This window comes from Candidatus Pseudothioglobus sp. uisw_142, assembly GCF_059512465.1.
Genome location: NZ_CM183452.1, coordinates 424,945 through 437,198, shown reverse-complemented (window position 1 = coordinate 437,198; position 12,254 = coordinate 424,945). Strand labels below are relative to the sequence as shown.

13 protein-coding genes are annotated in these 12,254 nt (G+C 36.9%); 1 reads left to right on the top strand and 12 read right to left on the bottom strand.

Annotation, left to right across the window (positions count from 1 at the left end):
- Positions 1–37: 37 nt before the first annotated feature.
- The gene (gene parC, locus AC5YGB_RS02270) at positions 38–2,281 is read right to left on the bottom strand and encodes a DNA topoisomerase IV subunit A (protein WP_496137660.1); all 2,244 of its coding nucleotides are present in this window, start codon (positions 2,279–2,281) and stop codon (positions 38–40) included.
- A gap of 109 nt (positions 2,282–2,390) precedes the next feature.
- Entirely contained in the window at positions 2,391–2,729 is a 339-nt protein-coding gene (locus tag AC5YGB_RS02265) for an HIT domain-containing protein (protein ID WP_496137659.1), read from the bottom strand.
- 88 nt (positions 2,730–2,817) lie between these two features.
- Between AC5YGB_RS02265 and AC5YGB_RS02260 the strand changes: the two genes are divergently transcribed.
- Complete coding sequence (locus tag AC5YGB_RS02260) at positions 2,818–3,399, top strand: malonic semialdehyde reductase (protein WP_496137658.1); 582 nt, start codon at positions 2,818–2,820, stop codon at positions 3,397–3,399.
- A 6-nt stretch (positions 3,400–3,405) separates the two neighbouring features.
- On the opposite strand, the gene AC5YGB_RS02255 is transcribed toward AC5YGB_RS02260, so the two are convergent.
- The 10 genes from AC5YGB_RS02255 to AC5YGB_RS02210 all read right to left on the bottom strand — a co-directional run bounded on the left by AC5YGB_RS02255 (position 3,406) and on the right by AC5YGB_RS02210 (position 12,210).
- Entirely contained in the window at positions 3,406–3,912 is a 507-nt protein-coding gene (locus AC5YGB_RS02255; protein WP_496137657.1) for an HPP family protein, read from the bottom strand.
- 60 nt (positions 3,913–3,972) lie between these two features.
- The gene (locus tag AC5YGB_RS02250) at positions 3,973–4,881 is read right to left on the bottom strand and encodes an EamA family transporter (RefSeq protein ID WP_496137656.1); all 909 of its coding nucleotides are present in this window, start codon (positions 4,879–4,881) and stop codon (positions 3,973–3,975) included.
- 9 nt (positions 4,882–4,890) lie between these two features.
- Complete coding sequence (locus AC5YGB_RS02245) at positions 4,891–5,523, bottom strand: methyltransferase domain-containing protein (RefSeq protein WP_496137655.1); 633 nt, start codon at positions 5,521–5,523, stop codon at positions 4,891–4,893.
- A gap of 26 nt (positions 5,524–5,549) precedes the next feature.
- Positions 5,550–6,413: an EamA family transporter RarD gene (gene rarD / locus AC5YGB_RS02240; protein WP_053820438.1), complete on the bottom strand. Its 864-nt coding sequence runs from the start codon at positions 6,411–6,413 to the stop codon at positions 5,550–5,552.
- Between the two features lie 58 nt (positions 6,414–6,471).
- On the bottom strand, positions 6,472–6,831 hold the full coding sequence (locus tag AC5YGB_RS02235) for a DUF4282 domain-containing protein (RefSeq protein WP_053820439.1): 360 nt from the start codon (positions 6,829–6,831) through the stop codon (positions 6,472–6,474).
- A gap of 147 nt (positions 6,832–6,978) precedes the next feature.
- Positions 6,979–8,163, bottom strand: coding sequence for an ABC transporter substrate-binding protein (locus AC5YGB_RS02230; protein ID WP_496137654.1), 1,185 nt, complete (start codon positions 8,161–8,163; stop codon positions 6,979–6,981).
- A 165-nt stretch (positions 8,164–8,328) separates the two neighbouring features.
- Entirely contained in the window at positions 8,329–9,693 is a 1,365-nt protein-coding gene (locus AC5YGB_RS02225; RefSeq protein ID WP_496137653.1) for an ABC transporter permease subunit, read from the bottom strand.
- Between the two features lies 1 nt (position 9,694).
- Complete coding sequence (locus tag AC5YGB_RS02220; RefSeq protein ID WP_065353689.1) at positions 9,695–10,729, bottom strand: branched-chain amino acid ABC transporter permease; 1,035 nt, start codon at positions 10,727–10,729, stop codon at positions 9,695–9,697.
- Entirely contained in the window at positions 10,730–11,434 is a 705-nt protein-coding gene (locus AC5YGB_RS02215) for an ABC transporter ATP-binding protein (RefSeq protein ID WP_020027038.1), read from the bottom strand. It abuts the gene before it with no gap.
- A complete protein-coding gene (locus tag AC5YGB_RS02210) occupies positions 11,434–12,210 on the bottom strand; it encodes an ATP-binding cassette domain-containing protein (protein WP_496137652.1) in 777 nt (258 codons plus the stop codon). Before AC5YGB_RS02210 ends, AC5YGB_RS02215 begins: the two co-directional genes overlap by 1 nt.
- Positions 12,211–12,254: the final 44 nt, after the last annotated feature.

Genomic DNA, 12,254 nt, shown 5'->3' with positions numbered 1-12,254 from the left:
TTAATAAAATAAGAATGTAGATCTGATTTTGTAAAATTTAGTCAATTGCATCAATACCAAGAGCTTTACCATGAACCCCAGGAACCGTTAAGCCCTTTCTAGCACGATGACTTGTAAAATTGACTAAATCAAGGAAAGAGTATTGCTTGTGCTTTTTACCATTTCCATACTCAACTCTTAATTTTTGATTTTCTTCAATTATACAAATACCAATCAGAAACTCCTCTCTAGCATTAAAGTCATCTGTTTTTATATTAATTAACTTATTACCCTTTCCTTTTGAGAGTTGAGGTAACTCTGAGACTGGAAAAATTAATAATCTTGCTCTATTAGTAATAACTGCAACATAATCAGACTCAAGATTTTGAACTTTTGTTAGTCTCATTGTTCTAGCCTCTTTAGAGAGAGTTATTGCATGTTTTCCAGATTTGGTCTTAGATTGTAAATCTCCAAGGGTTGATATAAAACCATATCCTGCATCCGATGAAAGGATGACTAACTGCTCATCATCTCCCATAACAACATCAATAAATTCAGCTCCAATTGGAGGTGTTAACCTACCCGTTAAGGGCTCCCCTTGTCCTCTAGCGCTCGGAAGTGAGTTAGCCAATAATGTGTATGACCTACCTGAAGAGTCTATAAAGAAAGCCATTTTATTACTTCTACCTTTTGCCTCTTTTAAGAATGCATCACCGGATTTATAGTTTAATGCCGAAGAGTCAATCTCGTGGCCTTTGGCAGCTTTGACCCAGCCCTTCTCACTCAGAACAACAGTAACATTTTCCGCTGGCATCATATCTTGATCACTAAATGCCTGAGCAGATATTACATCAGAAATAATTTGACATCGCCTCTTATCACCAAACTCTTCAAGAATGACGCGTAACTCTTTTTTGATATATGTTTTTAATCTTGTTTCACTTGAAAGTAGAAGCTCAATTGATTTACGCTCCTTCTCAAGTTCATCTGCCTCACTCTTTATTTTTACTTCTTCAAGTTTAGCTAAATGACGTAACTTTAACTCTAAAATTGCCTCTGCCTGAATTTCAGTTATTTTGAATTGTTCAATTAAAACAGGTTTCGGTTTTTCTTCACTCCTAATAATAGCTATTACCTCATCAATATTAAGATAGGCAACTAATAATCCTTCTAGAATATGGAGTCGATCTAAGATTTTATTTAGCCTAGAATTAAGCCTATTAACAACGACCTGCATCCTGAATTGAAGCCATTCCTTAAGTAATGGAATCAAAGGTTTAACTTGTGGTTTTCCGTCTAGTCCAATCACGTTCATGTTAACCCGGTAATTTTTTTCTAGGTCTGTGGTGGCAAAAAGATGAAGCATTAATTGGTCACAATCAACTCTTTTAGACCTAGGAACAATAACTATTCGTGTTGGATTTTCATGATCTGACTCATCCCTCAGATCATCTACTAGAGGGAGCTTTTTATTTCTCATCTGACTAGCTATTTGAGTAATCACTTTTGCGCCTGAGGTTTGATATGGTAGGGCTTCAATTACTATCTCACCATCCTCTTTAATATAGCTTGCTCTCATTTTGACCGAACCATGACCCGTCTCATACATTTGATAAAGCTCTTCTTTCGAGCTCACTATAAATGCATTTGTTGGATAATCTGGTGCTGGAAGAATTTTTAATAAGCCCTCTAAATCAGTTGAAGGCTTTTCTAGAAGCTGGATGCAAGCACTTATAACCTCTATTAAGTTATGTGGAGGCATATCAGTAGCCATACCAACAGCAATTCCAGAAGTGCCATTCAGCAATAAATTTGGAACTTGGGCGGGCAGTTGTTGGGGCTCTTTGATAGTTCCGTCAAAATTATCTGTCCAACTCACAGTACCTTGATTTATCTCACTGAGCAGTAAGTCTGCATAAGGGGATAATTTTGATTCAGTGTAGCGCATTGCTGCAAAAGATTTAGGATCATCTGGGGCACCCCAATTACCTTGTCCATCAATAAATGGATAACGATAAGAAAATGATTGAGCCATGAGGACCATTGCCTCGTAACAAGCACTGTCACCATGAGGGTGAAATTTACCTAAAACATCACCAACTGTTCTAGCAGATTTTTTAAACTTAGCAGTTGACTTAAGACCGAGTTCGCTCATCGCATAGATGATTCTTCTTTGAACTGGTTTTAGTCCATCGCCAACAAATGGAAGTGCACGATCAAGAATGACATACATTGAGTAATCAAGGTAAGCGCGCTCACTGTATTCCCCAACGCTTTGTTGCTCAATGCCGTTTTGGCTCATTGTTTTCCTAAAAAAATAAAATCTGAATTCAAAAAAAATATTTGAATGAGGGATATTTTAATTCAACTCAACATGCTGTAATCATTAATTAATGACTTCTATGATCAAATTACCCAGGAGGCCAAGTCATTTGTCGGCCAGCCAAACAATGCAGATGGATATGCGAGACCGTCTGACCTCCATCACTATTACAATTCATCACTAATCTGTAGCCATTTTCTGAGAATTTATGCTCTTTAGCAATATTGGCTGCTGTGATACTAAGCCTTCCCATTAAAGCCTCATCAGTTGCGTCATTAGCATTAGAGATGTGCTCTTTGGGTATCACTAAAAAATGCTCAGGCGCTTGCGCATTGACGTCTTTAAAGGCTAGTACCCTCTCATCCTCATAGAAAATTTCAGCAGGGATATTCCCTTTAATAATTAAACAAAAAATACAATCTTCCATAATCTAATTTTATATCTTTCAAATATTGATATAAACAAATTCTAGCAGAACTTATAATTATTAAAAAAGTTAACTAAGGAATAACAATATGCTTTCAACCGATACTACAGATATTCTCTTTTCAAAAGCACGAAGCCATAAGGCATGGCTTGATCAAGATATTAATGATAATCAAATTAAGCAGATATATAATTTATTAAAGTTTGCACCCACCTCTGGAAACTGCTGCCCTGCTCGCTTTACATTCGTGACAAGTGAAGAATCAAAACAAAAAATGTTGCCCTCATTAGACCAAGGAAATATTGATAAGGTTATGAGCGCCCCTTGCGTTGTAATTATTAGTTACGATACAAAATTTTATGAATCACTCTCAATCCTATCTCCACATAGTGATGCGAAATCTTCCTTTGAAGGTAAAGAGAAGAAAATCAAAAATACTGCTGAGTTTAACTCTTCACTTCAGGGAGCATATTTTATTATGGCAACCAGATCTGCTGGATTAGATTGCTGCCCAATGCTTGGATTTAGCAAAGAGAAATTAAACCAAGACTTCTTTCCTGATGGAAAAAATAAGGCCGTCTTTATCTGTGGAATTGGCTATGGCGATCACTCAAAACTCTACAATAGAGCCCCAAGGCTTGAATTTAACCAAGCTTGCAGCGTTATATAATAAGGATTACCAATACTTTGGATAACTTCGAACTTCAGAAATATTATTATAAAAGAGTGCTACTAATACAATCAGCACGGAACCAATCAGCGTTGGCATCCACAAGTAATCCCAGTTTGCGCCAAGCAAAAATACAATAAAGGGGTTAGAGCCAGCAGGTGGATGAGAGATTCTTAAGATCTGCATAAGAGCAATAGCTATTGCCAAGGCGATCGCCATACTCCACCAGTCTGAACTAACCAGTTGAAAGAAAATAAGACCTACAAGTGTTGTTACAAAATGACCAAGTATAACATTTCTTGGCTGAGCAAACGGAGACTCAGGAAGAACAAATAGTACAAAGATAGACGCACCAAATGAGCCCATAATTATGGGATAGCTGGTTGAGTATGCTAAAAAACCAATAACGCATGCAGCTAAAAAAGCGCCGAAAGTAATAAAGCTAATTTCTTTAAGGGGTGGTCGAGGTGGAATTGGCGCAGGAGAGCCTTTAAGTTTAGTAAGGTAAGACACAGTTATTCATTCAAAGTAATAATGTTCTAAGTATAAACTAAATTATTTTTTTGACGTGTCTCAAGAAGACTCAATCAACTTATTTGTGAAGTATTTTTGCAAAATCAGTCCAGCACAAATAAGAATCAGACCAAAGAAAGTAGATGCTAATATTTTCTCACCAAGAACTATGTAAAGAACGACAAGAGACAGGAATGGAGTAATAAAGACTAGACTAGCAACTCTAGAAACAGTCGTCGAAATTTTTAAAGCTGACTGCCATAAAACAACACTAATTCCCATTTCAAATAAGCCTATATATACAGACCCCATGATCCCCTCAATTGATGGAATGGCAAGAGAATTTGTAAAATACACAACGAACAAAATAAAAGGCGTGCTAAATAAAAATATTAGAAAAATACTTACCAAAGGATCATTCTTATTTTTAGTATTAAAAAGCCAAAATAGTGACCATATGACAGTACTTAACAGCATGTAAAAAACCCCTTCAGGACTGTTAAAACTGAGTGAAAAAAACTCCCCACCTGTTGCAATAGCAATAACGCCAATATAACAAAGTATGATTGATAAAAATGACTTAATATCGATAGTCTGCTTGAGTATAGGTATTGAAAGAATAACCATCATGACTGGCCAGCTAAAATTAATTACCATTGCCTCTTGTGCGGGTAAAGCATCATAACCCTTAAACAAAATGATGTAATAAAGGCACGGGTTCAATAGTCCAAGGAAAGCGCACCTTATTAAATCACTACTTGAAAAGGCTTTTATTAATTTAATCTTCCCTTGATAAATCACAATAATAAACAAAACTAATATTGAGAATAATGTCGAATACATGACTAATTGAATTGGCTCCAGGTGCTCTAAGGAAAGCTTAAATGCACTAGCAACTGTTGACCAGAAAAAAATAGCAATTCCGGCAAAAAGATACGCTTTATTTTGACTTTTGAAACTTGAAAACATTCTTGTTATTTAAATCACTTGATAGAGGCAGAGTTGACATGATATACCTTCTTTGACATTATATTCTGAAGTCTTATGAACGACTTGATGCCACAAGTTAGAATTTTCAAGGTTATCAATTATTTCTTTATAAGGTGACACCTCCCATTCTTGTTTTCTAACTGTAAAACAAATATACCCACCTTTTTTTGTTATTCTCACCATCTCTAGAAGGGCTTCAGGGCCTACATGACCACAAGTAAACGTTCCAGCACATACAATCGCATCAAATAAATTATCCTCGTAGTCAAGATTTTTGGTTAAATCTAGTAATCTTAATGATTGATATACTTGTTTTTGTATTGCCACATCCAGCATCTCCTGAGAAAAATCAACTCCCTCTAAATTTTTATAGTTGTTCTCACTTAATATCTCCCCAACAAGTCCTGTGCCGCAGCCAGCATCAAGAATCTTCGCTTTTTTATTTTTGATTTTTGAGAGTAAGAGACTAGACGTAATTAAATGACCGACATAACCTGCTAACTCTAGAACGTCATGGTCATAATCTGACGCCCATTTTTTATAAATCCCTTCTAACTCCTCTGAATCAGCAGCATGCAATGTTTGATAAATTGTTGAGATCATGCTCTTTGTATTTTTCATTACTCATTAAAATGATTAATAATGGATTATTTATTCTTAACTAAGGCATAGCTATATATTATAAGTCCTGCCCAAACTCCAACAAAACCTATTAACTGGTTTGAATTGACAGGCTCGTTTTGTAAATAATAGCCTACAAGAAATTGAATTGTTGGTGTAATCAAAAACAAAATTCCAACCGTCGTCAAAGGAAGTAACTTCGTTCCTGCAGTAAATAAAGCCAATGGCACAACTGTTACAGCGCCTGCTAAAAATAAAAGAATATCTGTAGAGATATCTATATTAAAAAAAGCAATATCGTAATTGGTATAAAACCACAATGAGAATATTAATAGAAAAGGAAGAAGTATCAATGTTTCAATATAAAGCCCTGGTACTGCTGATGAAGCCATCGCTTTTCTTGCAATTCCATAAGCAGAGAAAGTAAACCCTACTAAAAAGCCTAACCATGGAAATGAGTCTCCACTAAATACGTAATATAAAGCGCCAACTGTAGCAAAGAATACTGCTAATTGTTTTAATTTAGAAATCCTTTCTTGGAAGAAAATATAACCACCTATCATGTTAATAACGGGTGATAAAAAATAACCCATAGAGGCCTCAACAACTCGACCTAAGTTAACTGCATAAATATAACCACCCCAATTAATTGTTATCAGAATTGCAGTTATAAACAAAAAGACTAATTCCTTTTTAGAGGATATAGAATCCTTAAAATTATTTTTCCATGAAGATTTAAAGTGAACCAAAAAAAATAAAACTGGAACTGCCCATAACATTCTATGAATGAGAACCTCAGAAGGATTAACATGGTTTAGTAATGCCCAGTATAGCGGAAAACAACCCCACATTAGGTAACCAGAGAGAACAAGCAGAATGCCTTTATTCATAAAGCTTAAAGCAAAAAGAAAAAGGACTTATTGTAGACTAAATAGATTTGATGCGCTTCTAATGCTTATAGTAATCTTTTTCAAAACTTGTGTTACTTAAGGTATCGCTTTCACTCGTTTTATCATTGATTTCATTCAAGTTTTCATTGATACGAAATAGAATGACAACCATTTCACAAGCCACTCTTGATGCAAGAGATCCACCAACAACCCAGACTAAACCTCTCCAAAAATCGCCTTCAAGAAAAATGTCTCCTAGACCTTTTGTGATAAAAGCAAATAAAAGTATCCAATAAAATAGTGTAATAAGCTTAGGAGTAACCATTTCATCCAGATAAAACATGTAATGATTATCAAGCTTATCAATGGTTAGCTTAAAAGCTTTTTTAATACTATCTAAAATTTCATTGTTATTCATTTAGACCACCTTTATTTTCTTGTAACTTACTTTATTATAATGTTAATGAATTCAAAAGTCTCATATTCCTGATTTATGAAATGAAACTATTAGTTTGCAAAAAAAAAGCCCATCCTAAGATGGGCTTTTCATTGAAATCAGATCTTTTTATTTATGGATCTCCACATCAGTGAATGCTCCACCAATAACTTCACGCTCTGCATATGAACCATTTGCAGTTCCGCCAGCATCCATCTCAACGCCAGTAGCGCCGACATAGTCAACTGGAAGACCACCTGAAATCATTTTCAAGCACTCAGCAAGCTTACCTGCATGACACTCGTTTCCTGGTGCATTAGCAACATTCAACACTTGTGCCTGTATAGCAGCTCTATCAGTAGATCCAGCAGCTTGTGATGCTAAGATAATTAACGCCATAGCATCGTATGACTCAGCAGAATAAACACCAGAACCGTCAACACCGCCTGCAGCAGCAACAGCTTTCCAGTTTGTCCCTAAAGCAGCATCTGGAGAAGGTAAAGTACCCCATGAACCATCACCAACAGCAGCTGAAGTCACATCACTGATCATTCCATCACCAAATACATAGTCAGTGAAAGCGCCAGTATCTTCTGATGCAGCAATAATTCCTCTACCACCAGTATCAGCATAACCTAAGATAGCTAATGTAGCTGAGCCACCTGCAGATAGTGCAGCAACGTCAGCCGAATAGTCAGCTTTATCATCATCATGTCCAGCCATAACAGTTACAGTTCCACCCATCGCTTCATAAGCAGTAACAAATGCATCAGCTAAACCTTTACCATAGTCACTGTTTGAGTGAGTTACAGCCATATCAGTTTGGCCTCTAGACATTGCAATACTTGCAAGCACTGGCCCTTGTCTCGCATCTGATGGTGCAGTTCTAAAGAACCATCCACCATCTTCAAGAGTAGTTAATGCAGGGGAGGTAGCTGATGGTGAAATTGAAACGATACCATTAGGTACTAAAACATTAGTAATAACTGCACCAGTGTTACCTGAACAGTTAGGACCCATAATAGCCATAACATTATCATCATTTACCATTTTTTCAGCTTGTGCAATTGCAACCGCTGCGTCGATACATACTGAGTCGCCCTGAACTACATTGATTGTTCCTTGCAAGTATTTACCAGATGCGTTCACTTCTGTTACAGCAAGATTTGCACCACCTGACATTGCACCGATCATAGATTCAAGAGGACCTGTAAATCCTTGAAGCTCTCCTACGTTGACAGTAGCACCATATGATGCAGTTGCCATCGTTGCTGACAATACTACGCCAGCTGTTGTCTTTAAATAACTTTTCATTTTGTCTCCTAATATAAAAAAAAGATTCCCTAGGCTCAATATTAAATTAAGACGTATTTCCTAAGGGATTCACCCGTAATGATAAACAGTTTCCTGTAGTTTGTGTTAAAAATATGTGAAAAAAAACTCAATAAAAGGCTAATCTAGCAACCATTTACAGCGAAATTAGAGTTCTTTATTTTTCTCAGGTAAAAGACCGCTGGGTGAAAATCTCATTATAAGAAGCAATATCCCTCCCATAAAGACAAGCCTAAGATAGTGCACTCGATCTTCAATAAATTCTAAAGATGCACTCCCTTCTGACATATTATTACTCAGCATTTCAACAAACCAAAGCCCCATAGGACCTGATTGAATCCATATAAACCAGATGATAAATGCGCCCAATACAGAGCCCATATTATTCCCTGAACCACCAAGAATGACCATCACCCAGATTAAAAATGTAAACCTGAGGGGTAGATATGCAGTTGGTATAAATATTCCATCATAGGTAACCAATAAAGCCCCAGCTATTCCTACAATTGCAGAACCAAGAACAAAAATTTGAAGATGCTGACGCTTAATGTCTTTTCCCATTGCTGAGGCTGCCACCTCATTGTCTCGAATCGCCCTTACTTTTCTGCCCCATGGGGAATTTAAAGCAAGATTAGAAAGAACTATGAGTGCAACCAAAATTGCAATAAATAAACCTGAATAACACAGTTTGACAAAAACAACAGCCGCCTCTCTGACATAATCACCCAGCTTATCAATTTGTTCTGTTTGTGAAAGCAATTGAAGCTCTGATTTATGAATCCAAGCAACTACATTTTGAAACCATTCAGATTGCTGCATATCAACTTCATAGGGGACTGGTCTTGGAAGTCCATAAACATTTTTAAGACCTCTAACAAACCAATCTTCATTTTTAATAACATACAAAATAATTTCAGAAATACCCAGAGTTGCAATGGCAAGGTAATCAGTCCTTAAACCTAAAGTTATCTTTCCAACCCACCAGGCTACACCAGCAGCAATAACTCCACCCACTATCCATGAAAAAGCAATTGGGAGTCCAAATCCACCTAAGTAGCCTGTAATTGCAGGATCTACTTTTTCAATAATATCTGCGGCTTCAGAGAAATAATATCTTGTAAAAAGATAGCCAGTAACTACAATCGCTGTTATCAGCCATTTATTCACGCCTCTTCGATTGAGTAGAATTCCTGCAGTAATAGTTGCTGCACCCATAATCAAGGCGATAAACATTTTAATACCGCCAGCATCAACTGCCTCTGTAACAGGTTGCTGTGCAATTAAAACGACACTGACACCTCCTAGTGCAGCAAAGCCCATAATTCCTACATTCATTAAACCTGCATAACCCCATTGAATATTAACACCCAGAGCCATTATGGCTGATATTAATGACATATTTATTATGCCGAGTGCTAGTGCCCAAGACTGATTTAAACCCACAAATAAAAGTACCAATGCCATTATTGTGAAGTAGACAATGGCTTTGTTTGCCTGCAAGAAAGTATTCATATTATTCACCGTCTATCACCTTACCTTTAAATATTCCTGTAGGCCTTATTAAAAGAACAATCACCAAAATAACAAAGGATATTGCGTATTTGTATTCTGTTCCAATGAGCTGAACTAGTGAGCTAGGATGCATAGAGAGTGGCAGTAAATATATTAAAAATTTCTTATAAGCATAAGTAAGCAGTATCTCAGAAAATGCAACCAAAAATGCTCCCGCAATTGCCCCAATGGGTGAACCAATACCTCCTACAATCACTGAGGCAAAAATTGGTAAAAGCAACAAATGATACTGTTGAGGGGCAAAGCCTTTATCTAGGCCATAAAGTGTTCCAGCAATCGTTGTAAAAAGGGCAACAAGTAGCCAGGTTATTTGAACGACTTTATCTGGGTCAATACCAGAAAGAAGAGCTAACTCTGTATTGTCAGAATAAGCTCGCATGGCTTTTCCAGTTTTTGTTTTTTGTAAAAAATAGAATAGAAAAGCAACCAACAATATAGCAAGAGTTATAGTTAAAAATTGAGATGTTTTAAATGCAATCCCCTGTTCAAGTCCAGTAAAGGCTTTGAATTCTCTAACAGAAAAAATAAATCGCTCACCGTCCCCAAATCTTTGTGCAGAGGCGCCTAATATAAATCTAACGATACCTCCAGTGACAAACATCACACCAATTGATGCTGTAATACCAACAATATTTTGCTTGGCCTTAATTTTTCTATAATGTCTATAGACCAGCCTGTCCATAGTAAGCAGGTAAATTGACATACCAATTAAAGCCAATGGAATTGCCAAAATAGCGGTAGGAAATCCTGTTATGGTCCAACCTTTGCTAATCATATAACCACTAATTAGAATAACAAGCATCGTTCCAAAAGCCATACTATCACCCTGAGCAAAGTTGGAAAACCTCAAAATTGAATATACTAAGGTCACTGCAAGAGCACCAAGCGCCAACTGAGAGCCATAGGACAGGGCAGGGAGAATGACAAAATTTGTCATTAGGGCGAAAGCATTGATTATATCGATTGAATCTGACATCTATCCCCCCAAAAATTTCTTTCGAACTTCGCGATCATTGATAAGTTCCTTTCCAGTTCCAGTATGTTCATTGCGTCCAGAGACTAAAACAAAGCCCTTATCCGCAATATTCAATGCTTGCTGGGCATTCTGCTCAACCATTAAAACGGCCATTCCAGCATTTCTCACATCCAATATGTTCGAAAAAATTTCATCCATGACAATAGGCGAAACACCTGCAGTTGGTTCATCTAGGAGCATTACTGACGGTTTGGTCATCATAGCCCTACCAAAAGCAACCTGTTGTCTTTGGCCACCTGACAACTGGACAGCTAGTTGTTTACGTTTATCATAAAGTATTGGAAACAATTCATAAACCTCTTGAATCGTTTTACTGATGTCATCTTTCCTAATAAAACCGCCCATTTCAAGGTTTTCCTCAACTGTCATTGACGGAAAAACATTTTTTGTTTGGGGGACGAATGCTAAGCCCATACCGATTCTATCCTGAGTAGAAAGCATAGAAATATCTTTACCATCAAGTGTCACTGAGCCTGAAGTTGCATCTAACATTCCTAAAAGAACCCTCATAACAGTCGATTTACCCGCTCCATTTGGGCCAACAATGACTGCCAATTCACCCTTTTCAACCTCAACAGAACACTCGTGAAGAATTGGAACTACGCCATAAGAAGCAACCAGATTTTTACCTTCAAGATAAGCCATTAATGAGTCGCCTCAGTTTTAATTCCTTTGCCTAAATAGGCCTCAATTACTGCATCACTACTCTTAATTTGATCAGGAGTTCCACTTGTTAAAATTTGACCCTCTGCAAGAACGACAACTGGATTACAAAGTCTAGAAATAAAATCCATATCGTGCTCAATCATACAAAATGTATATCCTCTTTCTTCATTGAGTCTGATTATTGCATCGCCGATTTGTTTAAGAAGCGTCCTATTAACTCCTGCACCCACTTCATCAAGAAGAACAACTTTGGCATCAACCATCATTGTCCTTGCTAACTCCAATAATTTTTTCTGTCCACCCGAAAGATTTCCTGCACTTTCATTTTTAAGATGACTAATACTCAGAAAATCAACAACTTCTTCTGCTTTGGCTTGAAGGGCTTTCTCTTCCTCATTTATTTGCTTTCGCTTTAACCAAGTATTCATCAAATTTTCACCCAGCTGATTAGCTGGCACCATCATTAAGTTCTCAAGAACACTAAGAGTTGGGAATTCATGGGCAATCTGAAAAGTTCTCAATAAACCCTTGTGAAAAAGTTGGTGAGAGGTAAGCTCTGTGACGTCTTCACCATCAAGAATAATTTCACCTTCAGTGGGTTGATAGAGTCCAGCTATGAGATTAAACATTGTTGTTTTTCCAGCGCCGTTTGGTCCAACTAGACCAGTAATTGAACCTCTATCAATATGCAAATCTACACCGTCAACTGCTTTAATACCGCCAAAATGTTTTGATAAGTTCTTAACTGTAATCATTATAAGTCTGTTACGTTCTGGTCACCCTTCAATGAACGGGTTTC